This is a genomic window from Desulfogranum aggregans, from assembly GCF_055398265.1.
The window spans coordinates 3,759,663-3,785,039 of record NZ_AP042447.1 but is presented as its reverse complement, the minus strand read 5'-3'; the positions used below and the strand labels follow the sequence as shown (position 1 = coordinate 3,785,039).

Genomic DNA, 25,377 nt, shown 5'->3' with positions numbered 1-25,377 from the left:
AGACCGTGGTCAGGGGTGGGCGCGTAGGCGGGATATCAGGTTGCGATCGCAATAGCTCTCGGTATCAAGCACCAGTCGGTCCTGCAGTAGCTGCAGCTGATGAATAAAGAACATGAGGACAATGGAGATGACCAGGGCGATAAAGGTCGAATTAAAGGCCACCCCCAGGCTTTGGGTCACACCGGTAATATCTCCTGCAACCGCCTTATTGGCCTGAGCAAGCGCAGCCCCGATCCCGCGAACAGTGCCGATAAAGCCCACCGAGGGGATGGCCCAGGCGATATAGCGGATAGTGGAGAGCTCCGCCTCCAGGCGCTCTCCCTCAGAGGCGCATACATCGCGCAGGGCGGTTGCAGCATCCTGCACATTACGGGTCGCACCGAAGCGTCGGATGGCCGCACCAAGGGCCCGCGAGAGGAGATACGTCTCCCGCTTGCCCGAAAGCTCCTCGATCCTGGCCTTGACTGCCGGGGCATCTTCCGGTCCCAGCGGCAGGCTCTCGGGCAACTGGAGCAGATCTTCACCCAGTTGTCGTCGCTGCCGCCACATGATCACCCCTTTGTACCCGAGAATGGAAAACGCCCACACCATCAGGATCAGACAGGCCTCCTGTTCATAATCCTTAAGGACCACAAAAAAGTTCCGCTGCTGTACATAATCCGGGTCCTGGGCCACCAGCTGCTGCTCCTGGACCAGAAACCGCTCGGCCTCCGGCCGTATGACCGTGACAAAGGCTCCATGGACAAGCACGAAGGCCGTCAGCAGGGAAAAAATCTGGTAAAATAATTCCAGTGGGACTCTTCTTGGCATCTCGCTTGCTCCACGCATCAAATATCTGCAGGAAAATCGATAACCGTATCGGCATCCACCTGTTGGGCAGGTACAAAGACGGTATACCTGTCCTCCCTACCCGACCGCTCCGGTTCACTCTGTTCCTGGAGTTGCGGCTCCTTCAGGGGAACAGCCGCCTCCTTCCCCTTTTCCGCCGCTGCCGCAACAGTCTGCGCGTACAGGACTAGCACAAGGCACCCCGCCAACCATACTTTCTGTTTCATTGCAGGTACCTCGCCACTCGAAACCCCAGGTCATCACGTTTGTCTTTTTCATAGGAGCGGTAACTCAAGCGCAGCTCGACCACCGAGCCGTCGCGCCAGCTTGCATCGCGAACAACGTGATGGGCCCCCATTTTCGGACCACGCGGATCTACTTCGGCCGTTGCACCGTCCCCCCTGACAAACGAATAATAATCATGGCACCATTCAGCCACATTTCCCCCCATATCAAACCGTCCAGCTGGGTTAGCCGCATACATCCCCACCGGAGCACTGACCGGATACCCGTCATCATACCCGGTGAGGGTCAACCTGAGCAACCCGGCGATGCGCTGGTCGGCATAATTCCCCACTGCTTTTCGGGGTGGAAACGGCCCCCCCCACGGATAACGGCTTATTTCCTGCCGCCCGGCCAGCCGCGCACCATAAGCCCATTCCGCCTCAGTGGGCAGCCTGTACCCCGTGCCGATGGCGGATATGGCTCGCAGCCCGCCGGCAGTCTCCTCGTAATATGGAGCAAGCCCTTCTTTCTTGCTCAGCCAATTGCAATAGCGTGCAGCGTCCTCCCAGGAAACATTGACCACCGGCTGAGTATCTCCGTCAAGGGTAAACTGGTTGAAGCTGCCGGATCGGTGACCTGGCCGAAAACGACGAAATTCGCCATTGGTCACTTCATGGGCGCTGACGTACACCGGCCTGACAAGCTTGACGCGGTGCAGTTGCTCATTAGCCCGCCGTCCCTGTTCTCTGCGGGATGCGCCCATGGTGAACTCAACCGGAGCGGTAAAAAGCGCTAAACGGGAGGTTGTCATTTTCTTTCCAGCGGTAACGCCCGCTGTGTTCCCGGTTAGGGGGTCCAGGGTTACCTGCACCTGCCGGCTATACCCCTTCCTGGGGATGACAGTTACCTGTTTATCTCGATATCCCTCAAGGGAGAAGACCATCCGGTGCTCTTGCTCAGCTGGCAGCAGCAGGCGCCCCACCGCCCCATTGTCAACCGGCTGACCATTGACGCTCATACGGGCGTCTGCCGGAACCACCTCGACAAACACCACTCCCATTTCCTGCTCCAGGGTCACCTGCACTTCGAGTTCTTCTCCGGCTGCCGGCTGTATCTGACGTACTGCCTTCCGATGTCCGGGGTGACGGATTTCAAGGGTACGCGGTTCTCCCACCGGCAACTCAAGGGTAAGCGGCGTTTGTCCTCTGTAGATGCCGTCGACCGTGACCGCTGCACCGTCTGGTCGCGAGACAACACTGACAGAAGCCGGAACAGGGTACAGCACAACCTGCTCCATCACAGTGGTCTCGCCGCCCTGGACCACCACCATTTGTTCGACTGACTGGTAGCCCGTTGCTGAAAACCGCAAAAGGTGTTGGCCTGCCGGCACCTCAAGTATTCCCGGTGTCTTGCCCAACAGCTGGTCACCGAGGTAGACGTGAGTTGCTGGCGGTGAGGTTGTCGCCTCCACCATCCCCCAGGCCGGCTGCAGGGTAAAATGAAAGTCCTGGGTGCGGCCCATGCCCTGAACATCGACCTCCTGGATCAAGGGTTCATACCGCTCCTTGCCGAAGCTGAGCGTATGCACCCCAGCGGCCAGCTGATGCGCCAGAAGCGGTAGTTTTCCAGCCGGATGTTCATCAATCGTCACGCGCACTCCCTCTGCGGGCTCACTGGTGACGTTGATGTAGCCAGGCAGCTTGGTGAGACGAAAATGAAAGGACTCCCTTTCCTGCCCGTCAACTGTCAGGGCTACCTGCAACGGTTCATAGCCCTCCCGCCACGCGGATACGGTGTATGGACCCGGCCATCCCAGGTACCGCCCCTGCACATACACCACCGGAGGAAACCCGATGATTTTAACGGTCTCAGGCTGCGGCTCAATCACCAAGGTAAATACCTTACTCCGGAGCAGAAACAGGGTCAGGGCGGACAAAAGCACGCACAGCACGATACCTGTTGCTACCAGCAAACGGCCTTTGCCATCCACGGTATCCGGCGGGCGCACCGTTCTCGGCAGTGATCTGGACCCGCCCGGATCGAGGTTGACAACTGGCCTTACGCCATCCATGGTCTCGGTGGGGGCAAGATGCAGCTCAACCAGGTCACCCTGCATACGCACCACCATCTGCTGCTCACCTATGCGGAGCTGGTCCCCGCTTTTCAACCAAACAGAATCAGTAACCCGGGTGCCATTATGCAGACAGAGCGGTGCAGCGGGCGCAGGCTGGAAAAAAAGGTGCCCATCAGCCAGAGCCAGCCACCCGGCCTGCTCACTGCCACCTGAAAGCGGTACATGAGCGCTGCTGGCAGGCCCCACGCTCAACGGCAGATCGCTCTCACCAAAGCGGCTGGTCTCTCCCTGGCAAATGACCTCAAACAGGCGACTCAAATCGGTTCCTCACAGTGAATATGCACCTCTGGTGGCAGGGTGCCGTCAGCGGGCACAATCACCATCCGCCGCACATCCCGGTAACCTGGCCTTTGGGCCACTACCGTGTATTTACCCGGATACAACGACAGCGTGTGATGATTGAAGCGCCCCAAAGAACCCACCGTATACACCCGCACTTCAGAATTCTCATCGGAAATAAAGTGCACCGGTACCGGCTGCCTGGCTCGCTTGATCAGATCGTTCAGTGCCTGCTGCTGGCTGACGAGCCGCCTGCCCGAGGGCGACACGCCTGCTGCAGTATCCCGCAGGCGCACTGCCGCCTGATAGGCTCTCTCATCCCTCAGTCGTAATGGCTGGTCGAGCACTTGATCAATACGCTGATCAAGCTCCATACGAAAGGCTACCTGCTGCTGATATTGCAGGGCAAATCCGGCCTGGCTGTCCACAGCCAGAGCCTGCTGCAGCAAGCGGGAAGCATCCGACCAGCGCTCGGCAGCAATGGCATCGAAAAATTTCCGCTCCAGCGTCCGCAGGGTTGCTGCCTGCCGGGCTGCGTCCAACTGTCTTCGCGCATCAACAAGTGCAGGATCACCTGCCCGGAGAGCAGCAGCCCGGGCGAATGCTTTTTCAGCGGCTGGAAAACGACCAGCCTCAAGCGCCTGAAAAAAATCTCCCAGCGCCTTCTGGAAGGCCTGTTCTTTCACCATCCGTTCGGCCTCCGCCGCCAGGTCCACGGCTCTCGTGCTGCGGTCATCAAGATGCCGAGCTTGGCGGGCCTTTTCCAGCGCCGCTGCCGGCTGCCCCGAGCGCAGTAGCCGCTGCCCCTCCTCGGTCAACGCTCTCACAGCATCCGCAACCCTCGCTCGCTCAAGGCCTCTGCGTGAAGATGCATCCTGCTCATCCAGGCGAAGCAGACGGAGAAAGATAGCCTCAGCTGTTGCCGGTCGGCCCTCCTCAAGAGCTGTTTGCCCTTCCTCTTTCAGGGCAGCTATCCGCTGCTCCCGCTCGGAGAGCAACTGCTGCATTCGAACGGTGGCCGCCCCATAGACCTCGGCAGCTTCCCGATACCGCCCCTCACTCTTGGCCGCATCTCCCATGGCCGCCATCTCTGCAATGGCGCGATGCTCAGCTTCCGCCCATATCTCTGCACCGCTGCTCCTTGCCCTGGCCTGCATTTCCAACCAACCGGTAAAAGCCGCTTCCGCGGCAGGGACTGCGGGATCAGCAGAGGAAGGGGCAGAGAAATTTCCCTTTGGAGAAATCTCTTCCGCTGGAAGACGTTTTTGAATTTCAGCAGTGTCCACGGCCTTTGCGGCCACGTCTTCTCCCTGCTGCACCTGATACCCCCATAGGAACAGCAACAGGCCATTGACGATCACAAAAACTGCCAGCAGCAGCACCAGCCCCCGCCTCGGAGATGTCTGGCCAGATTGCGGTGCACTGTCCGGAGGCTGCAGTTTCATAAATGGATCGTCCTCCATTGCAAGGGAAGAGCACACCCGGAGGTTCTCTTTTTCCGACTCTTTCTACTGTTCCACCTCAATTGGCTCACCGATTGCCCCCCCTGTTTCCCTGAGGTATATCTCCTGCAGCAATTGCCGCCAACGGGCATACTGCTGTTCAGCCGAACCGGTCAAACGAACCGTTTCCCCCTCAACCTCGATGGTCAGCGGCTCGGCCTCGGCCTGAAACGATTCCCCCAACTCCTGGATGGCATCCCGGTTTATCTCACTCTCTTTTCGCTTCTGATAGCCGCTGTAGGTGGCAGCGGCCCCACCCACAACCATCACATCACGCAGGGTTCCGGTACGCGATCGAGTTTCACTGTCTGCCGCGGCTCCAATGGCAATCGCACCGATAATAGCCGCTATTCCCAGCACCTGTCTGGTGAGGGCCTCGCGCTCAAGCTTTCGCATGGCAGCAACCTCTTCGCTGCGAAAACGGCGCCAATGGCTGTAGGGCGCCCACAGCTCGTGATAATAATTGTCATAATACCCGTTCATCACATCAATGAGCATCTGATCACGTGCACGCAGGCCCTGAATCCTGACGTACATGGGATCATCGACTGCAGGCAGATGGGTCACCGTCAACTCACCATCACGGTCCTGCGACAGATAGTCTGCAAACGCTGCGGGCGCCATGGAGCTGGCAAAACGAAGCGAGGCTACCCGCCTGATAGCGGTCACTTCATAAGCATCCAGCTGCTGACGAGCGATAACGAGATCATTGGCTATGGTATTGAATAGATCCTGAAAGGTATCATTTTTCTCCGGTTCAGTGCGTTCATGCTCGTGCCGTTTGGCGGTTTCCGCATATATTTTACGAAACCATGTTCTTCCCCGAGCATCCCTCGCCTCGATCTGCAGTACCACGCTTTCGCCATCAGAGTACTCTATCTTCCCTTGAATGAGCACCTCGGCCCCGAAATCATCTCCCGGTACGACCCTAACCGCTCCCCAATAACCTGTCCGCTGCAGGGAATACTTCAGATGAACGGGGAAAAAACGGGATTCGGCTTCCCTGATACTCTGTGAAAGCCCCTGCCGCTCATCTTCGTCCTCAGGCAGTTCGCCTGGATCAAATATCTGGATCGAAACGTCCAACAACACACTTTCTGGCAGTTCCTGTGCCACTGTCATCGGTTGCACCTGCTCTGCCACCTGATTTCCGGGGATGCCTGCGCACCCAGGAACCAAGGCCGCCACCAGCACGTAGATTACCGCCCTTCTCCAGTATATCCAACTCGACGCTCCAATGGTTTCCCACCGTTCCGTTGATCTGATCATGGATTCCTGCTCCTTACCAGGCGCCCTCCGAGGTTATCCAGCTAGCGGTCCTTCCCCGTATAGCGCCGATACTCTTGCCATAGTTTCTCGCGCAATTGAGGGTCAGTCTCTTTTTCCGCTGCTTCCCGCAGCTGTCTGGCCACGATATCCTCATCAACTGCCAACCGCTCCCGACCGGCAACGCGGCCGCCTTGATCGCGCCCTGATGCCGCCCCGGCCTGAGCTGTGTCGGCAACTTGCCTTTGTTCTGGTGGCGACGCTGTCCGCTCTGCCTGTTCCTGTCCTGCTCCCGGCTGACCTTCCTCATCATCACCACCTTCGGCTGTCCCTTCGGTGACTTCACTGTCCTGTCCCCCCCTGTCGCCCTGTCCACCACTTCTTTTTGCTGACCGTTTTTCGGCCACCCGTTGCTCTTCAGTCAGCAGCATTTCATCAAAATCCCCTACGGCTGCGGTCAACCGGCGATCGAGCGCTTGGATCTCTTCCTCAGGTGTCAGCACGGCCGACGGTAGGTCCGGCCTCATCGGGAATCCACCCGCAGTTGACGGGCATGGCAGTTGAAGCACGCTCTCCGCCCCTGCAAGCTCTCTTAGCTCAATGCAAAGTTCAGCAATCCTGGTCTGCAGATAGAGGGCAAAAGCACGCATCTCCCGCTCATGCGCTGCCCCCAACCGAGTGTCTCCCGCCAATGCTGAGGCATTGCGGACGGCCTTATCAAGCAGAAAAATACTGGTCCGCAGCTCCTGTTCCGCCTGGTGACCACTTGCTCCCAGTGCAACCGGCACCGCTAAAAGCCCCCATCCGGCCAGCAGCAACGCCCAGTACCACCTCAGCTGAGCAGATCTTCGTTTCACTGCGCCCTTTTCTCCCATAGTGCTGTTCCCTCTTCACCGTGGACCAAACATCATGCGATGCGTAAAAATACGAGGCCGCACGCACCTCCAAGATTCAGCCTTGCCAGCACCAGTTCTCCCTGCAAATGAAGTGCTGGCCTTAAACGGACTCTGGGAACGGCCCAGAGCCTGAATGGAGCTGGTGGGCACTCCAAAACGCAGGCTCAATGCAACAAGAACCAAAAACACCTTCTTCGAGCAGCGCCTTTACCTACAATAGGGCACCCTTCGCCCAATGACAACCACCGCGCCCGCACCGGCGGCTGCCAGCGGCACCTTTCCTCCCTGCCGCACAAGGTGCACAATAAACCTTTACCTTTTTATCACGATAATGTATTCTTTTCGCCTTTCCATCAAACGATTGTTACTTTTTTGAAAAACCGTGGCAGGCATTTGAAAAAAAACACTCCTCAATGAAAATCTGATTTGTATTAATGCATTTTTTGAGTAGGTTTGCTTTCGAATAATAACGGGTTACCAGCAGTATTCACACTAACAATGGAGGTTACAAGTGAAGAAGACCATTGCAACAGCATTACTCTCCTGCTCTGCCCTGCTTTTTGCCGGATCAGTTCTGGCTGCAGACACCATCAAGATTGGGTACAACATCCCCATGACCGGAGATATTCCCAAGGTTGGTGAATCCTCCAAATTATCCGCTGAAATGCTCAAGGCCGACATCAACGGTGCCGGCGGGCTGGAAGTCGGTGGAAAAAAATACATGCTTGAATTCATTTATGAAGATAATGAGGCCAAAGCCGAATCTGCTGTTACCACCGCCCTCAAACTGATCGAAAAAGACGGCATTCTCGCGATGATTGGCCCAAACAGCAGCAAGCAGGCAGTCCCTGCGGGACAGGTTGCGGATGACAACTCCACCGTCATGGTCACCCCTTGGTCCACCAACCCTGATACCACCAAGGATCGCCCCTGGGTATTCCGGGCCGCCTTTCTTGACCCTTTCCAGGGACCAGTTGCCGTCAACTTTGCCGTGAAGACCTTTAACGCCAAAACCGCGGCTGTGCTGTACGACCTGTCCAACGATTACTCCAAAGGACTCGCGGAAATTTTTCGTGATGAATTCGAAAAGAAACTCGGCGATGGTTCCGTGGTCGCCTTTGAAAGCCACGGTACAAAGGACCAGGATTTCTCTGCCCAGCTGACAAAAATAATCGCTGCCAAGCCGGACTTTATCTTTGTTCCCAACAATTACAACCAGGTGGCACTGATCGTTCCGCAATCACGTAAACTAGGATATAAGGGACAGTTCATGGGATCCGATGCCTGGGGCTCTTCTGAGCTGATGACCCTCTGTGGCGACGACTGTAAGGGGCTGTACTTCTCCACCCATTACGCAGCAGCAGGTGCAACCGGAGCGACCAAGGAATTCATTGATCGCTATGCGGAAAAATATGGATACGTGCCTGACGATGTTGCCGCATTAACCTGGGATGCGACCAGAATCGTCCTCCAGGCTATTCAGGACACCGGCGGACTGTCAGGTAAGCTGCGCAAAGACCGCAAAGCCATTCGCGAAGCCATGGCGGCCATCCCCTCCTTTGACGGCATTACCGGCAGCATGAAGTTTGACCAGGAAGGCGACCCGGTCAAGTGTGCCGTGGTTGTGCGCATCAGCGACAGCGGCGAATTTGAATTTACCGAATCCGTCTGTCCCTGATACTTCCCTCTAACACGGATACATTCAAAGAGCAGACCGTTCCCCGACCGGTCTGCTCTTTATCATTTTACCACTTTTCAACCACCACCACGCGAACAAAGGTCAGAGGCGATTCATGCTAGCGACTCTTATCCAGAACATTATCAATGCGCTACAATGGGGCAGCTTTTATGCTCTGATCGCGCTCGGCTATACCATGGTGTACGGGGTCCTGACCCTGATCAACTTTGCCCATGGCGACATTTTTATGGTAGGTGCCTATATAGCCTTTTTTGTGGCCACCTTTGTCCTGACCCTCCTGGGACTGCCCGGGTGGGCCGCCCTGGCCATGACCATACCGCTGACCATGATCCTTACCTCCATGGTCGGGGTCTCCATCGAGCGGGTCGCGTACCGGCCTCTGCGCCGCAAAGGTGCCCACCGACTGTATGTGGTCATCACCGCCCTGATGTGCGGCCTGATCCTTGAACATGCCAACCTGGCAGTGCTCGGTGCGAGCAGAAAGGCTTTTCCCTCCCTGATCACCGAGCACGTCTATACCGTCGGCGGAGTGACCTTTACCAACCTTAAAATAGCAGTCATCATCACCGCGGTCCTTGCCTTTTTCATTCTCCACTGGATCGTTACCCGGACCAAGGTGGGAATGGCCATGCGGGCTATCTCCTACGACAAATTCGCCGTCCCCCTAATGGGCATCCCCATTGATTCGATTATCGTCATCACCTTTGCCCTTGGCTCCTCCTTTGCTGGCCTTGCAGGCATCCTGTTTGCGATGAGTTATCCTGTGCTGGAACCCTACATGGGAGCCCTCATCGGCTGGAAAGCCTTTATTGCCGCAGTGGTAGGCGGAATTGGCGACATCAGGGGGGCCTTTCTCGGTGGTTTCCTCCTTGGTGCAGTGGAGATCATGGTGGTGGCAGTCTTCCCTTCCACCTACAGGGACCTGATCGCCTTTACCGTCTTGCTGATTATCCTGTCGCTGAAACCGACCGGATTGTTTGGCATCGCCAAAACCACCAAGATATAAAGGAGACCGGTGCCAATGCTGCGTCAATATTCGGTTCAACTCATTCTTGTCACCCTTGGCGGTATCATCACCTATCTTGCCTATGAAGAGCTTATAGGCCTGTACACCCTGTCGGTGTTGATGTTCATGGGCGTTAATATCATCATGTCCACCAGTCTCAACCTGGTGAACGGCAACATGGGCGAGTTTTCCTGCGGTCACGCCGGATTCATGTGCGTTGGGGCCTACGTTTCCTCCCTGCTCGGTGTGCTCCTTTTCAGCAAGGACAAGGTTTTCGGCCCGCCGTTGCTTGACCCGGAACTGGCGGTCTACGGTTTTCCCCTTGTCATCATCGCGGGGGGGCTGGCCGCTGCCCTTGCAGGCCTGCTGGTTGCCCTGCCAAGCTACAAGACCAGGGGAGATTACCTGGCCATCATCACCATTGCCGCCAACTATATCATCATCAGTGCCATTGAAAACCTCAGTGTCATCGGCGGTTCCCGCGGCTTCATGGGCATGAAAAAAGTGGTCAACGCCATGGAGGATGTGATTTATCTGCCATGGATGGTTATCTGGGTGTTCATTTTTACCATCGGCACGGTCTGGCTGTTGCGGCGCTACACCTCCTCTACCTTTGGCAAAGGGGTCAACGCCATCTGCCAGGACGAGGTCGCGGCAGAGATCATGAGCGTGAATACCAACAAGGTCAAAACCATCACCTTTATGCTCTCTTCAGGCCTTGCAGGTGTTGCCGGGGGATTGTTTGCCTACATCATCGGCTACGTCAACCCAGGCAGCTTCAACATCCTGAAATCAACCGAAGCCATGGTCATGGTCTATCTCGGCGGGATGGGTTCACTCTCAGGCGCGGTGCTTTCGGCCATCCTGTTCACCCTGCTGTTGGAGCTGCTCCGTCCGCTGCAGATCATCAAGTGGGTGGTCATCCCCCTGCTGCTGATCATTCTGATGCAGTTCCGTCCTGAGGGCATTATGGGCAACCGTGAGCTGAGCGACATCTTTCCCCGACTCAAACGTTTTTACAAGTTCAGGTAACTATGCAGACACAGACAACACCCGCCGCGCCGGTGCTTGAAATCCGCAAAATGACCCAGCGGTTTGGCGGCCTGGTCGCGGTTTCCAACTTCAGCATCACCCTTGGCCAGAACCAGCTTACCGGTCTCATCGGCCCCAATGGCGCAGGTAAAACCACCGTGTTCAACCTGATCTCCGGCTTCTACCAGCCCAGCAAGGGAGAGATCCTGCTGAATGGGACCCCAACCGCCGGCCTGAAACCGCACAAGGTCACCTCTTTGGGTGTTGCCCGCACCTTTCAGAACATCAGGCTGTGGAACCAGATGACTGTGCTCGACAATATTCGAGTTGCACAGCATGGAGCACTCGGCTACGGTTTTTTCGGTTCTGTACTGCGCAGCCGGAGTTACAGGGAGACCGAAGCGAAAATCGAAAAAGAAGCGCGTGAGCTGCTGGAAATTTTTGAACTCGACCAACAAGCCGACGAACTGCCCACCAACCTGCCTTACGGCCTGCAGCGAAAACTGGAGATCGTACGCGCCCTGTCGGAGAAGCCCAGGCTTCTGCTGCTTGATGAGCCGGCAGCAGGCCTCAACTCGGTAGACTCCCAAGAACTTATCCGCCTCATTCGCTGGATTCATAAAACCTTTGACGTCACTATTCTCCTCATCGAACACCATATGGACGTTGTGATGGAACTCTGTTCAGAGATAAAAGTTATAGATTTCGGCCAGACCATTGCCGAGGGAACACCTGACCACATCCGCAACCATCCGGCTGTGATTTCAGCATACCTGGGGGATGATACGATATGAGCCTGCTCGCCGTTGAAAACCTCGTTGTCAAATACGGGAACATCCAGGCCCTCCACGGCATAAGCTTCCATGTCGAACCTGGCGAGATCGTCACGCTTATCGGCGCCAACGGAGCTGGCAAGACAACCAGTCTCTACACCATCACCCGCCTGCCGCCTCCCGAGGCGCCCCGCGTCGTTGCTGGCGACATCCTCCTTGAAGGAGCGTCCATCCTCAAAACCCCGCCGTCAACGGTGGTCAAAGAGCACAAACTCGCCCTGGTCCCGGAGGGACGACACATCTTCGGCAACCTCACGGTCATGGAAAACCTGGTGCTGGCTACCTACTCCCGGAAAAAAGGAACCGATTTTACCGACGAGTATGAGCGCATCTTCGACCTCTTTCCCCGCCTGGCAGAACGCCGGGATCAGCGCAGTGAGTCGCTCTCCGGCGGTGAGCAGCAGATGCTTGCCGTTGGTCGCGCCCTGATGACCGGCTGCACCTTTCTCCTGCTGGACGAACCCTCCATGGGCCTTGCCCCGGTGCTGAAATATGACCTGTTCCGGACGCTCAAACAACTCAATGAAGAGGGGATGACCATTCTCCTGATCGAACAGAATGCCAACCTGGCGCTGCACCTCGCCCATCGCGGTTATGTGCTGGACACCGGGGAGATCGTGGCCGCTGGCACTGCCGAAGAATTGCTTGGCAACCCGGAGGTAAAAAAAGCCTACCTTGGCGGCTGAGCAGCTACCCCTTTGCCCGTTCGTCCCGGCTGCAAAGCTGTCGGGGCGAGCCTCTCGGCCCGAGCGCCCTTTCTTCTTTCCTCAGCCCTACTCCTTCTGCCCCCACAGGCATCCATACCGCTCGTCAACCAAACAATAACAAAGACCTGATGGAGATATAACATGAGGTCGGTATCTCTATTGCCCAGGATTTGGTCAAACACTAACGTTTTCTGTTTTTCCTGGACAACCCCATGCCATCACCACCAAAGCGCATTCTCTTTCTCCTTTCTGACACCGGCGGCGGACACCGAGCCTCGGCTGAGGCTATCGGCGAGGCCATTGAGCATCTCCATCCTGGACGATTTGAACTGATCATAGACGATCTGTGGAAAAACCATCTCCCCTGGCCGATCTGCTGTATTCCCGACACCTATGGATGGATGACCGGCCCGGGTAAACCGGTATGGCTGACCCTGTGGAAACTCACCTCGTACCATCGGCTCCAATCCGCGCTGTTCAAGGGTCTTTCGCCGCTGATTGAACGAAACATGGTCGACTATATCGGCTCTGTCCATCCGGATATAATCATTTCGGTTCACCCCCTGATGAATCACCTGGGGCTGCAGTGGATGAAAAAAGCCGGCCTGCAGATCCCTTTTGTCACCGTGGTCACGGACATGGTCTCCCTGCACCCTTCCTGGATCTGTCCTGAAGTAGACCACTGCTTTGTCTCAACCCGAAAAGCCTGGGAGCGGGCAGTCACCTTCGGGATGCCCAAGGAGAAATTGACCCTTCATGGTCACCCCGTGGGAATGAAATTTGCCAGTGGCAAGCAGGATAAACAGCACAACCGGCGCAAACTCGGACTCATCGACGATTGTCCAACCATACTGATGACCGCCGGCGGCGAAGGGCAGCGGCAACTCTACCGCACGGCAAGACACATCGCTTCGACGCTCCACAGCGGTCAGCTGTTGATCGTGGCAGGCCGCAATAAAAAACTGGAAAATCAGTTGCGAAAGGCCGCCTGGCCGATCCCAACCACTATTTATGGATTTGTCGACAATATGCCGGAACTCATGGCTGCTGCTGATATCCTGATCACCAAGGGCGGCCCGAGCACCCTCTGCGAAGCCTTCATCACTGGCCTGCCTGTGCTGATCTCCGACTATGTCCCCGGTCAGGAGACAGGCAACGTCAACCTGGTTGAACAATACCAGGCCGGGGTATATGTGCCGCGCAACAAACAGCTGGCAGCAACCCTCAGCCAATGGCTGCAACATGGCGAGGACACACTTGAGAAGATAGCGGCGAATGGCATGGCGCTGGCACGGCCCAATGCGGCCCTGAAGATCGCCACCGACATCTGCAAGATCGCGTGACCAATGGTGATGCCCTACGTGCTCCTGTTTATCGCCGTAGTGGTCGAAGGACCGCTGGCGACCCTTGCCGCCGCTGCACTTGCGGCACGTGACCCGATGTGGGACACCTCTACCGTCCTCGCAGTCGCCATGAGCGCCAATCTCACGGCCGACATCTGCTGGTTTTTCCTTGGGAGCATAGGCAAGCATGCCGGGATCCTACGATGCATTCCCTGGATCCGGTATCAAAACGGATTGGTTGAACGGGCCGCTCTGGAGATCAGGCATCAGGGCATCAAGGTATTTATTCTGACCAAACTCAGCTTCGGTATCGGCACCATCCCGCTGCTTGTCGCAGCCGGTATGCTGCATGTTCAGTGGAAACAGTGGTTGCTCGCCGCCATCTGCACCGAGGCGGTCTGGTCAGGAGCCTTAGTGGCGGCAGGGACCTTTGCCGGTATGCATTTCCAGAGCACCCTTGAGGCTTTGCTGCAAAACGCTTTGCTGTGGGGATCGAGCATCCTCCTTGGGGGCGTTGCCTTGCTCTTTCTGAGAAAAATGTCTCTGCACAAACGAGCAACCAAAGGGCCAGGCTGAACCCTGTCGACCCACCACCTTCGGCTCATCGGGATTTCCTGTCTGCTCATCACACAACTTAACCAACCACAACCCAGATTCATCCATGCGCATCCTTCTGGCAGGACAAACCTATTTTCGAGAGGACAACGGGCAGGCGGTCTTCACCTGTCGTTTGGCCAAAGGTCTGGCTGCACAAAATCACCAGGTCCTGGTCATCGCGCCCTCCCCGGATAAAACCACCGGCTATACCGTCCAGGAGAGGGTTCTGCTGCTGCAGGTTCCCACCCTGCGCCTCCCTTTCAACTGCAATTTGACCTTTCATGCCCGCGATGCCATTGCAGAAGCCATGGAATCTTTTCAGCCGGACATCGTCCACCTCCAGGACCATTACTTTCTCACCCGAAGTGTGTTCACGGCCGCCAGAAAAAACGGTGTTCCTCAGGTAGGAACCAATCATTTCCTTCCCGATAACATCGCTGATAACCTTTGCCTGCCCAGGTGGTCGCGGCCACTTGCCACCCGACTCCTCTGGGCCCACATGCTTGCACGCTACAACCGGCTGCACTACGTGACTGCACCTACCCGGACCGGCGTAACCATCCTTGAGGAACAACGATTGCGGCCACCGACGCAGCCGATCTCCTGTGGAATCGATACCGACAGGTTTCAGCCACCGACACTATCAGCACGCCGCCTGGCGCGAAAGCAATTCGCTCTTGATCAGGAACAGACAGTTTTCCTGTACGTCGGCCGTCTGGATCATGAAAAGGGACTTGATACGGTGGTTCGTGCCTTTGCGGCACTGGACGACGACCAAACCAGGCTGATCCTTGCCGGCAGAGGCAGCTATCGTACCGCTCTGATCAAATGCTGCACCCGGCTGAACATCACCCAAAAAGTCCTGCTCCCGGGGTTTGTGCCGGAGGCTGATCTTCCCGCCCTGCTGCACTGTGCCGACTGTTTCATCATGGCCGGCCATGCCGAACTGCAGTCCATCGCCACTCTGGAGGCCATGGCCAGTGGCTTGCCCGTTTTGGCCGCCGACGCCAGAGCCCTGCCCGAACTGGTGACCGATCACTGTAACGGATTCCTCTTCCCGCCCAGGAGCGTCAATGCCCTTGAGCAGGCCTTCCGACGCTTCCTCCGCAACCGGCATCAATGGCCGACATGGGGAGAAGAGAGCCGGCGTCGGGCCTGCACTCACGACCACACACGGACGGTTGAAGCTTACGCCCGACTGTACCGGCAAGTTCTACAATTGGACACATAAATGGCACATCCGCGTCCTACCATGGCTGACAGCAGGCGAGTTTGTCAACAAGGAGGCGGGAAAAACGTGCTCCAGTTCTCATCAGCACCACCTCTCTACCTGACCGCAGAAGGCCGATACCCCTTTCAGCGCTCCGGCTGCTGCCAGTGAAAGCGCAGGGCCTCGTCACGGCAGACATCGATGCACTCACCACAGTTCCAGCAGTAAGGGGAGGCGCCTTCGTCCTGTTGCGGAACAAGCCCCATGGGGCAGGTCCGGGCACATTTTCCGCACCCGGTGCAATTTTCCGCGACCATCTCCACCCTGAGCCTCCTTTTTCTCCCCAGGAAAGCTAGAAGAGCACCGAGCGGGCAGAAACTGCGGCAGAAAAAGCGCCGGGTAAGCAGTTCCAGCACCACGATCAGCACCAGCAGCAGCCCCTCCAGGGCCAGGGTATGAAAAAAGACCAGCATCATAATCTCCCTTCCCACCAATCCGGGGGGAGAGAGAAAAACAAAGAGCGGTGCACCGAGTATCATGGAAAGGAGAAGCTCACCGATGAGGGTAAACCAGAGGACCCGCTTGGCAACCAGCAACCGGTTGCGAACAAACGGCCTCCGGCTTACCGCCTTGCGCAGCCGGTCAAACAACTCAAGGAGAAAGGTAACAGGGCAGATCCAGGAGCAGAACACCCGGCCCAGGTACAGAGCCACAAGTACCGGAATAGTCATGCCGATCAGGGAAGGGAGATACACCGACCGGGTCAGGAGTAAACTCTCCAGGCCCTCCAGGGGGGAGACAAACCAGAGCGAACCGATGCCGATGGACTGGTACCATCCCTGGAGAAAATGGATACCCAGGTAATAGTTTAGCAAGGGGCTGATACCGATGAGCAGGAACGCTGCTAAGAGCACCCCAAGGCGGAGGCTCGTGTACCGTTGTTTTTTCATTCTGGCAGCGGGCTGAACCGCTCGCTCTTGTGGCGGCACCATCACACTCACCGGATCGCCTTCCCCAAAGCATAGATGGGTTCGATATTGATGGCCTTTCCCTTTTCAGTAGTCACCGGGCAGCCGTGGGTGCACAGACCGCAACCGGTGCAATGATCGGGGTTGACCACCGGACGTAACTGATCCAGCCTGATGGCCTCTTCCCGCAGAGGGCACTTATCATAGCAGGTTCGGCAGAGAATGGTGCCAATCCAGGATACACAGCTGAAGGTGTCGATGACTGCCAGCCCCATTCTGGTCTCGCGCTGATCGATACGTTCCAGGCTTCCTGTAGGACAGACATCAACACACTTCATACACAGATAGCAGGGAATGCGCTCCGCCTCGATCAACGGCGTACCGGCGTGCACCCCTGCTCGAATATCGAGCATGAGAATAGATCGGTAGGGGCACACCTCCACGCAACGGCCGCAGCGGATACACTTGGCCGAAAAAATTTCCTCAGGAACCGCCCCGGGCGGACGCAGCCGATTCAACCGCACCGGGGTGGAAAACACCGCGGTAGTTGCCTGCTGCGGCCAAAGACCGGACAGGCTGCCTGCGGTCGTTCCCAGGAGCAGGAGAAACGTCCGCCGCTCCATCCCCATTAGTCGCCATCCGCACGGTTGATGGACGGCTTGCGAAAACCAAAAGGATTGGAGATATTTTCACCGTCAGCCAGGTGTTCAGCCTCGTCCTCGGTATTCAGGTAGGTAAGCCCAACCCCGAGGATCTGCTCCTGCCGGTTCAATGCGGTGATAAGCGCCTCCATTTCTTCCGAGGTCTCGGTATCAAGCACGGCCACAATGTTGCCCGCCTCATCAGCGCCATGGACTTCAACCCCCCTGTTCCCTGCCAATTCCGCCAGTACTTCCCGGGTATGCTCCTTGCGGCAGTTGATGACCACCCCACCTATCGGCATTTTCCCTCCTCTTGCCCATAAAGGGTATATTTTCTTCGGTTTCTTCGCACAACGACCGGACTGCCACCACAGCAGCCCGGCCGCCCACCAAGTCAAACGATATAGGGCTTCAGCGCTTGCGGACCGGAAACCCGCCGCACCTGGACCGCACAGATCTTGAATTCCGGTTCCTTGGAGGCGGGATCAATGGCATCCTTGGTGACCTTATTAATCATCCGGTCTGCATGCTGATCATGCCAGTAGGCAAAGACCATACCTTGGATCGGTCCTTCATAGACCTTTGCCGGCAGGATGTTGACCCCTCGCCGCGATTTGATCTCTACCATATCCCCGGGCTTGATTCCCAGTTTTTGGGCATCGCTGGGATTAATCTCCACATAGGCATACGGATTGGCCCGGAGGAGTTCGGGCACTCTCCCGGTCATGGACATGGTATGCCAGTGATCGATGATCCGTCCTGTGGAAAGATAGAAGGGATATGCACTGTCAGGCATCTCTTCCGGGTCAGCCTGATCCCGTTGCCAGATCCAGAGTTTACGATCCGGGTGAGCCGGTCCGTAAAACTGATAGGGCAGGTCATCCCTGGACTCGGTATCAGCCATGGGATCCCGACCTTTGACGAATTTTTTTACGGTTCCGCCTGTCAATGCAAAGGCTTCTGTGGGCGCCGGCCATTGAACGCCATCGGCCATCTGCTCCAGCACTGCATAGGTTGCTCCACGCAGATCATTGTCGCGATGGGCGGTCAGTTTTTGACTGTACTCATCCCAGATGGCCTTGGGTAGTTCATATCCCGCTTCGAGGCCCTCAAAAGGCTTGATGCACTGGGCGATCACCGGATCGTTGAGCTGCTTTGCCAGTCTTTTCGCCCACTCCCGCACAATCCACACCTCTGGCCGAGCTTCTCCGGGAGGATCAATAGCCTTAACGGTGATCTGTGATCTCCGCTCGGTACATCCGTATACGCCGGTCTTCTCAAAATGAAAAGCGGTCGGCAGTACCAGATTGGCCTTCTCGGTGGTCAGAGTGGGGAAGATATCGGTACAGACGATAAAGACGTCCTCTCGATCCATACCCCTGTTATAGAGGTTGCAGTTGGGCAGGCTCTGCACGGGGCTGGTACAGTTAATCCAGATGGCCTTGATCTTTCCCTCGTTAATCGCCGAAAACATAGCCATGGTGTGCAGGCCCGGTTTGGGAGGAATGCGACCCTGGGGGACTCCCCAGAGTTTTTCCACCTGGTGGCGGAGTTCCTCCTTGGCCACCGGGCGGTGTCCGGGAAGAATGTGGCAGAGTCCGCCGCCTTCGCGCACGCCGCCGCAGGCATTGGGCTGCCCGGTCAGGGACAGGCTGTCAGCGCCATCGGTCATCAGCTGACCGGTGAGGATATGCAGGTTATGCACCAGATTGTTGGCCCAGACCCCTTGTTTTCGCTGATTGAGCCCCATGGTCCAGAGACTGACGGTTCCTTTGGAGGTCGCAAACCAGCGGGCCACCGTACGGACATCATCGGCCGTAAACGCGTCACCGGAGACCTTGGCTGCAGCTTCAGGTGTATACTTGGCCAGGTGCGCCGTATAATCCTCAAAGCTCATTGTCTCCTGATTGCCTTTTTTGAAGGTGGTATATTTGGAGATAAAATCCTCATCGTAGAGCTTTTCCTTGACAATAACATGGGCCATAGCATTGAGAAGCGCCAGATCGGTGCCGGGCTTGAACTGCAGATGCATATCGGCAATCCGTGAGGTTTGGGAAAGCCTCGGATCAACATTGATCACCTTGACCGTGTCCGGGTTATCGAGCTTGCGCCGCATAATCCGGCGAAAGAGGACCGGGTGTGCTTCGGCAGTGTTGGAACCGATGATGAAAAAACAATGTGCATGTTCCAGGTCCGAATACCCGCCGATGGGCTCATCGGCACCAAAGGAAGTGACATAGCCCCCCACTGCGCTAGCCATGCACAGGCGTGGATTACCCTCAACATTATTGGACTGCAGTCCACCACGCATAATTTTTTGGAAAAAATAGGTCTCCTCGGTCAATGCCTGACCAGAACCGTAATAGGCAACGGCCTCACCGCCTCCCGTGCCATGAGCCTCGGCAAATTTGGTCGCGGCAATATCGAGGGCCTCATCCCAGGAAATTTCCTTAAACGCGTCGGTTTTCCGCTTGCGATAGAGCGGCTTGGTCAACCGATCAGGATGGCGCATGCATTTCCAGAAATGCATGCCCTTCATGCAGAGATACCCGAAATTGGTGCGGGACTCGGGTACTCCCCGCAACGCCACGGGGTTACCATTCTTCACCCCCAGCTCCACGCGACAGCCAACACCACAAAGACGGCAGCTGCCCCGGTGCCAGGTCATATTTTCTTCTGCCCGGGCAGCATGCTGCCCGCTAATAGACAGGTTCATACCCACATAGGAAGCCGCCGAAAGCGCCGCAGATCTTTTGATGAATTCACGTCTTGTCTGTGTCATTACATCCTCCTCCGCTGTGTATCTGTTTAGGCGCTGAGCTATTTCTTTGTTGTAAACGAGTGGGGTATATGGCACTCCCAGCACGGTTTATCATTGGGACATTTGTTGAGCATATCTGCATGACAGATGGCACAGTCCGCTTGCGAGGGCGTCACCTTGAAGGTCTCGAAGGTGCCGTGGCACTGGTAGCATTTGACCATTGCTATGCCATGAACCGAATCAAACCACTCCTTTTCAAGCTCAGGGGTCGTCTCCCTGTGACAGTCGGCACAGGGCTGCAGCATTTCCTGCTCACTCAGCTCTGGATGTTGCGGCGCTGCTGTCTCTCCGCTCACCGAAGATACGGAAAGAATCATCATTGCCAGGATTCCCAGCAGCACGCGTGCAAAAGATAGTGTTTTCTCCTGTTTCACCATGCCCCTCCTTTTTTCGGGTTGAGTAGCGTTTCCCTCTCTTCCCGTACAGATGCTGCAGTATGCTCCACACTGCTCTAGCTTCTTCCCACCTGTACGAACGACGACGGCTTTTGCAATCGCCTCTGGGTGTATGCTTAAAAGTGCTCGCCTGAAATAGCGAATATGGCGTCGCAACTCCCAGAGGAGTTGGGCTGGACTGCAACACAACAAACCTTTGCAACCCTGGCCGCAAAAATTAACTGCATTGGTGCTGATATGACAAATAGAGTAAGAGGTGAACAGTATCGCTGCCGCCACACTCAGGCAGCAGTAACCCACCAGCGAGAAGCATACCGAAAAAACGGCGTAATGCAAAGCAGAATGCTAAAAAATACCCGATTTTCGGTCATTTTTGCCCGTCTTTCTGCCAGATACGGTTGCCGGAACCTGCCTCTCAGGACACAATACAACAGGCACTATGTGAAAGCGACAGAACCGACACCGGCGATTCGGGAGACCAGGGCCCTCTCCGCACGAAACGGAAGGGGTGATAAGGGCAGGCAGATACCCATCCGGCATCCTGCTGGTTCCACCATCGCGAGGAGCGGTGCGTACCAAGCGCACAGCTTGAATGAGTCATTCTTCGGCCTTGCCAGTGGATAACCCCTCCAGAAACGCACGCACATTGTCCCCCAACACCCGGTGGTTATACCCGCCTTCAAGGATACCATAGCAGCCGCCGCCATTGCGTTGCGCAGCCTGGTGCACCCAGGCACCCATGGCACGATAATCAGCGGTGTAGAGAAGTCCGCCCCAATCGTTGATGTGGTTATCAAACCCTGCAGAAACGCCAATCACATCCGCCTCGACCCCTGCCAGCATCCGCTCCACCTCTCCAAGATAGGTTTCCCGGTCATGCTCTTCGGGGTTATAAATCTCTACCCACGATTCCCCACCGAGAATATTGACGTTGCCGTCGCCGAAGTGAAGATCAAAATCCAGCACAAAAGCCCGTTCGATGCGATGTCGATTCTTTAAGGCATAGAGGGAAACCGCCATGTTGTTGAAAAAACAAAATCCCCAGTAGCTGTCGCTGGAAGCATGATGACCCGGCGGACGAATCAGGGCAAAGGCAGGGGCCTCCAGACCGGCCTCTGCCGCCTGGATTGCCCCACCGGCGGCCAGGGCCGCAATATCGTACACCCCCAGACGCTCGATCTCCCGGATGTGAGGACCGGTGTGGGCTGCGAGCAGATCGGCCTCCTCGGCATACTCACAAGCGACAATTCGGGCCAGCGGGGCAATAGCCTCGACCACGGCCTCCATTCTTCCGGCCTCGGCCGCAGGATCATCAGTATAGACCTCATAAAACAGCGGATCAAAAAACACCTTCATCGTTCCCTCCTCTGATTCATGCATCTCGTTGGTTCGTGTTGGGCCTGCCTTTACACCAATAGTATGCATTTCCCTTTCCTTTGGGCAAAAAATCGCTGAGTCCTGCCTGCAGCGACGGGCTAATGCAACCTTTATCGATTCGTAGCACAGGCCTAACACGCCCTCGGTAGCCTTTGTCGCACCGTTCAACTTTTACCGTCATACAACCATCCCATGACCAGACCAACGCCAACCTTTCTACCCGACCGTGCAGGTTGTTCGCTTGAAGAACAGGCGGAAGGCTTCCGCCGTCAGGTGCTGCAGCCGTTGCCTGCCCCGTTTTTCGGTGACGATGTCAGCGCCGGGATGGAAAATGAACTGCAGGTGGCAGTTGAGGGGGAACCGACAGCGGTTGACCTCTCTCTCTCGCTCAAGGAATCAGGCTATTATACCAACCTGATGCTCAGCGCTGGTCGCGGGGACCTACCGCTGCGACGAGTTGAAGCACTCAATACCTTTATAGAAGAAAATCAACAAAACATTTGGGAAAATTCATGGGTCCGCTTTCCCTGCCACCTGCTCAGCGGGCGGACGGCAGCGGTTCTGGAGCATGACCTTACGGCCGACAAAGAGACTGGCACCCCCACACGACGCGGTGACGCCGAAACCTTCAGCTTTACCAGACAGGGCGAACCATGGCTGCGGCTGCCGCTGAGTTACCTGCTCAAACTCTCGCTGATCGAGGCTGTACATCAACCGGGCTGGGATGCATCGTGGCTGCACTCCACCGCGCAGAGAATATCCCGCCATTTGATCAGTGATAATATTTCTCCGGAAATCACCTCCTTTACCCTGGCAAATGGTACAGCCAAGACCCTGCCCGGCGGAGAGCTGGCTGACGAATGCAGCCGGCGCTTCTTTTTCGCCCACCTCCTGCTGGGCTTTGCCGAGAAAACGTTTCACCTTGATCGCAACGGTCAGCGGCTGCACCTCTACTTTGCTCCGACCCCACCACTCAGACAGAAACACCTCAATGCCCTGATCTCGGACCAGCTGTACTGCGATCTCCTGCTCAATCCCTGCCTTTCCGGATGGGCGCGGGGTGAGGAGAAAAAAGCCTACATGGGGCTGTGCCACCGTACCCTCTGCCGCAGTCAACTCAATACTCTTGCCATCCTTAAGGAGGCAGGAATCATAGCCAACAACCTGATTGTCCTCCCCAACACCTCCACCACCTCTCTGGCCAACAACGGCACCCACATTACCCTGGGCAGCAGATGCCTGAGCACGAGCTTTCGGGAAAACGGGGCAACGGCCATGGAAAAGTACTTTGGGGACCTGGTCATCAAAATCACTGAACATTTTCTTCCCCTCTTTGTCGGGACCTATACGGCTGCTCCTTACCGCATCGGCTTCAGCGATTTTCATCCGGAAAAGGTAATGGGGTTCCTCCCGCACCAGCTCGAGCCGACCCACCTGCTGATGATCTGGCGGCGTTGGAAAAAAAAAGCACAATTGCAGCGTTGCGGCCATGCGTTCACTCCCATGGGACCGGAATGGATCGACCGCCTCCTGGGCGAGGGATTACGCCTTCACGGCGATATGGTGATCGACAACCGGCTCATCGATTACCTGGTGGCTCTGCGCAGCCAGGAGTCCAGCCCGGCCCTTAACGGACGAATGCACAACCAGGATCTGCTGAAAAAAGACCTGTTTGAGCTGGGGGTCTTCAATCCACAGATGCCCATGTACCTGCCCCTGCGACTTCGTGACCAGTTATCCTATGGTTTTACTGGGCTGGAGGGGAGACACTACTCCCTCTTTCCAGACTTTCAGCACCAACTGGCAGGTGCGGCCAACCTGCAGACCATTATTACCGCCCTTGCCTGGCAGTGGGTGATAGCGGGAGACATCAGCCATCACGACATCCCTGACACGCCGTTTGTGGAAAGTGAACGCCGCCAAATATTTTTCAACACCGCTATCGGCATCCCCACCTTTTACGTGCGGGCAGACACCGATAACCGATTCTTGCGCCGCATTCTGGCCCGGGTGAAAAACCAACGTACCAGCCGCCGCTACAAGGGATTTATCCGCATAGAACTCAAGGCCTACCAGGAAGCATGCCTGGCCTTTCTCCACCACCAATCCACTGGCATTACCAATCAGACCGGGTTCACCGAAACCCTGCATGCATTGGAAGCGGTTATCAGCGGCAGGCAGCCCTCGGCCTATGCAAAACTGTCCCGCAACATCCTGGTCAGTTCAGGGCGACAGGGCCCAGCCCTGAAAATGCAGGCAGAAGAGTTTAACCGGCTGGCGGAGTCCTACTACCGGACCGAGCTCTGCGCCGCTCACCTGCACGAGGGGTTGGCATCGTTTACAGCGTACAGCCGTCAACTTGCCAACTGCAACAACCGGGAGAGCAACCACCTGATCGCCTGTCTGACCGGCAATACCCCGCCAACCGAATATATCGCCCGTGAAGGCAGAAAATTCCTGCAGGGCCGCGCATCGATAACAACCATTCATCGCCTGCTCCTGCTCTTTCTGCTGGTTGCGCACACGGAAACTGCCACCGGCTAGCCTGGTTGCTCCACTACACACGATCATAATGGAAATGCATCAATACATTGCTCGGGAATCCAACGAGATCCACACTGAAAAACTCATCGGCGACCGTTCAATCGCCTTTCTCTATAATACCCTGCGGGAGCATTCTCCCAGCATGTTCAACGCCCTGACCTCGCGACGGATGTCCAGCCTGCTCGGTTACCTCCACTTTGACCTGCTTGCCGAGCACAGAACCCGGTCCGGGATGCAATTGCTGAGGAAGATGCAGGCCAATTGGGAGGAATGCGTGGAACCGCCCGGGCATTTTACCTCTCCGCGTAAGGTATTTGAGCGACAGATCAAGTACTGGCAATATCGCCCCATGGACCCATCGCCCACAGCAATCGTTTCACCGGCCGATGCAAAAATTCTCCTCGGCTCTCTCCTGGAGACCCCGGATCTCTATATCAAGGAAAAATTTTTCTCTGCCAAAGAACTCCTTGGTGCCCATACGCGCTGGTACCCGTTCTTTCACGACGGAGATTTTGCCATCCTGCGTCTTACTCCTGACAAATACCACTACAACCACTTCCCGGTAACCGGACGGGTGGCTGACATTTACGAAATCGGCGGCAGCTATCATTCGTGCAACCCCAACGCGATTATTGCCACCGCATCGATTCACGCAAAAAACAGACGAATAGTTACCATCATCGATACCGATGTGGATGGTGGCGCCAACATAGGAATGGTGGGCATGGTAGAAGTGGTCGCCCTGATGATTGGCGATATCGTCCAGTGCTACAGCAGCAGCCGCTATGACGATCCCCGTCCGGTTACCCGAGGGATGCTGGTCACCAAAGGGTCTCCCAAAAGCCTGTACCGTCCTGGGAGTTCCACAGATATCCTGTTGTTTGCCCGCGATAGCATCACCTTTAGTGACGACTTGCAGAAAAATGCACGAAGGGCGGATGTATACAGCCGCTTTTCCCCCTCCAGGGAACACCCTATGGTCGAGACAGACATCAAGCTTCGCTCCACCATCGCCCGGGCCGAAACTCCGGTTCCCCGCACGGCCAGCTGAACACCAACCGCACCACACTTTGG

At 56.4% G+C, this 25,377-nt stretch carries 22 protein-coding genes; 10 read left to right on the top strand and 12 right to left on the bottom strand.

Annotation, left to right across the window (positions count from 1 at the left end; all coding sequences use genetic code 11):
* Positions 1-9: 9 nt before the first annotated feature.
* From ACZ52Z_RS16685 to ACZ52Z_RS16660, 6 genes are all read right to left on the bottom strand, one after another.
* Positions 10-810, bottom strand: a complete 801-nt coding sequence (locus ACZ52Z_RS16685; RefSeq protein WP_464267904.1) for a MotA/TolQ/ExbB proton channel family protein — start codon at positions 808-810, stop codon at positions 10-12.
* Between the two features lie 17 nt (positions 811-827).
* A complete protein-coding gene (locus ACZ52Z_RS16680) occupies positions 828-1,055 on the bottom strand; it encodes a hypothetical protein (RefSeq protein WP_464267903.1) in 228 nt (75 codons plus the stop codon).
* Entirely contained in the window at positions 1,052-3,445 is a 2,394-nt protein-coding gene (locus ACZ52Z_RS16675; RefSeq protein ID WP_464267902.1) for an SUMF1/EgtB/PvdO family nonheme iron enzyme, read from the bottom strand. Before ACZ52Z_RS16675 ends, ACZ52Z_RS16680 begins: the two co-directional genes overlap by 4 nt.
* On the bottom strand, positions 3,442-4,911 hold the full coding sequence (locus tag ACZ52Z_RS16670) for a tetratricopeptide repeat protein (protein WP_464267901.1): 1,470 nt from the start codon (positions 4,909-4,911) through the stop codon (positions 3,442-3,444). Before ACZ52Z_RS16670 ends, ACZ52Z_RS16675 begins: the two co-directional genes overlap by 4 nt.
* A gap of 63 nt (positions 4,912-4,974) precedes the next feature.
* The gene (locus tag ACZ52Z_RS16665) at positions 4,975-6,237 is read right to left on the bottom strand and encodes a hypothetical protein (RefSeq protein ID WP_464267900.1); all 1,263 of its coding nucleotides are present in this window, start codon (positions 6,235-6,237) and stop codon (positions 4,975-4,977) included.
* Between the two features lie 41 nt (positions 6,238-6,278).
* Positions 6,279-7,091: a hypothetical protein gene (locus ACZ52Z_RS16660; protein WP_464267899.1), complete on the bottom strand. Its 813-nt coding sequence runs from the start codon at positions 7,089-7,091 to the stop codon at positions 6,279-6,281.
* Positions 7,092-7,641: 550 nt separating this feature from the next.
* On the opposite strand from ACZ52Z_RS16660, the gene ACZ52Z_RS16655 reads away from it, so the two are divergent.
* From ACZ52Z_RS16655 to ACZ52Z_RS16620, 8 genes are all read left to right on the top strand, one after another.
* The gene (locus ACZ52Z_RS16655; RefSeq protein ID WP_464267898.1) at positions 7,642-8,808 is read left to right on the top strand and encodes an ABC transporter substrate-binding protein; all 1,167 of its coding nucleotides are present in this window, start codon (positions 7,642-7,644) and stop codon (positions 8,806-8,808) included.
* 115 nt (positions 8,809-8,923) lie between these two features.
* On the top strand, positions 8,924-9,835 hold the full coding sequence (locus ACZ52Z_RS16650) for a branched-chain amino acid ABC transporter permease (RefSeq protein WP_464267897.1): 912 nt from the start codon (positions 8,924-8,926) through the stop codon (positions 9,833-9,835).
* Positions 9,836-9,853: 18 nt separating this feature from the next.
* Complete coding sequence (locus ACZ52Z_RS16645) at positions 9,854-10,867, top strand: branched-chain amino acid ABC transporter permease (protein ID WP_464270812.1); 1,014 nt, start codon at positions 9,854-9,856, stop codon at positions 10,865-10,867.
* A 2-nt stretch (positions 10,868-10,869) separates the two neighbouring features.
* Positions 10,870-11,661 (top strand): ABC transporter ATP-binding protein, encoded by a 792-nt coding sequence (locus ACZ52Z_RS16640; protein WP_464267896.1) that lies wholly within the window; start codon positions 10,870-10,872, stop codon positions 11,659-11,661.
* Complete coding sequence (locus tag ACZ52Z_RS16635) at positions 11,658-12,386, top strand: ABC transporter ATP-binding protein (RefSeq protein ID WP_464267895.1); 729 nt, start codon at positions 11,658-11,660, stop codon at positions 12,384-12,386. The genes ACZ52Z_RS16640 and ACZ52Z_RS16635 overlap by 4 nt, the downstream gene beginning before the upstream one ends.
* Positions 12,387-12,619: 233 nt before the next feature.
* Positions 12,620-13,750 (top strand): MGDG synthase family glycosyltransferase, encoded by a 1,131-nt coding sequence (locus tag ACZ52Z_RS16630; RefSeq protein ID WP_464267894.1) that lies wholly within the window; start codon positions 12,620-12,622, stop codon positions 13,748-13,750.
* A 3-nt stretch (positions 13,751-13,753) separates the two neighbouring features.
* Positions 13,754-14,326, top strand: a complete 573-nt coding sequence (locus tag ACZ52Z_RS16625; protein ID WP_464267893.1) for a DedA family protein — start codon at positions 13,754-13,756, stop codon at positions 14,324-14,326.
* A gap of 85 nt (positions 14,327-14,411) precedes the next feature.
* A complete protein-coding gene (locus ACZ52Z_RS16620; protein WP_464267892.1) occupies positions 14,412-15,578 on the top strand; it encodes a glycosyltransferase in 1,167 nt (388 codons plus the stop codon).
* Positions 15,579-15,703: 125 nt separating this feature from the next.
* Here the strand turns inward: ACZ52Z_RS16620 and ACZ52Z_RS16615 are convergent, their stop codons facing one another.
* The 6 genes from ACZ52Z_RS16615 to ACZ52Z_RS16590 all read right to left on the bottom strand — a co-directional run bounded on the left by ACZ52Z_RS16615 (position 15,704) and on the right by ACZ52Z_RS16590 (position 21,807).
* On the bottom strand, positions 15,704-16,549 hold the full coding sequence (locus ACZ52Z_RS16615) for a 4Fe-4S binding protein (RefSeq protein ID WP_464267891.1): 846 nt from the start codon (positions 16,547-16,549) through the stop codon (positions 15,704-15,706).
* A 5-nt stretch (positions 16,550-16,554) separates the two neighbouring features.
* On the bottom strand, positions 16,555-17,154 hold the full coding sequence (locus tag ACZ52Z_RS16610; protein WP_464267890.1) for a 4Fe-4S dicluster domain-containing protein: 600 nt from the start codon (positions 17,152-17,154) through the stop codon (positions 16,555-16,557).
* Complete coding sequence (locus ACZ52Z_RS16605; RefSeq protein ID WP_464267889.1) at positions 17,154-17,468, bottom strand: chaperone NapD; 315 nt, start codon at positions 17,466-17,468, stop codon at positions 17,154-17,156. The genes ACZ52Z_RS16610 and ACZ52Z_RS16605 overlap by 1 nt, the downstream gene beginning before the upstream one ends.
* Before the next feature lie 92 nt (positions 17,469-17,560).
* Positions 17,561-19,948, bottom strand: a complete 2,388-nt coding sequence (locus ACZ52Z_RS16600) for a molybdopterin oxidoreductase family protein (RefSeq protein ID WP_464267888.1) — start codon at positions 19,946-19,948, stop codon at positions 17,561-17,563.
* A gap of 38 nt (positions 19,949-19,986) precedes the next feature.
* The gene (locus ACZ52Z_RS16595) at positions 19,987-20,364 is read right to left on the bottom strand and encodes a cytochrome c3 family protein (RefSeq protein ID WP_464267887.1); all 378 of its coding nucleotides are present in this window, start codon (positions 20,362-20,364) and stop codon (positions 19,987-19,989) included.
* A gap of 615 nt (positions 20,365-20,979) precedes the next feature.
* On the bottom strand, positions 20,980-21,807 hold the full coding sequence (locus ACZ52Z_RS16590; RefSeq protein WP_464267886.1) for a histone deacetylase family protein: 828 nt from the start codon (positions 21,805-21,807) through the stop codon (positions 20,980-20,982).
* A 144-nt stretch (positions 21,808-21,951) separates the two neighbouring features.
* On the opposite strand from ACZ52Z_RS16590, the gene ACZ52Z_RS16585 reads away from it, so the two are divergent.
* Positions 21,952-24,303: a hypothetical protein gene (locus ACZ52Z_RS16585; RefSeq protein WP_464267885.1), complete on the top strand. Its 2,352-nt coding sequence runs from the start codon at positions 21,952-21,954 to the stop codon at positions 24,301-24,303.
* Positions 24,304-24,337: 34 nt separating this feature from the next.
* Complete coding sequence (locus tag ACZ52Z_RS16580) at positions 24,338-25,354, top strand: phosphatidylserine decarboxylase (protein ID WP_464267884.1); 1,017 nt, start codon at positions 24,338-24,340, stop codon at positions 25,352-25,354.
* The last annotated feature ends 23 nt before the right edge of the window (positions 25,355-25,377 follow it).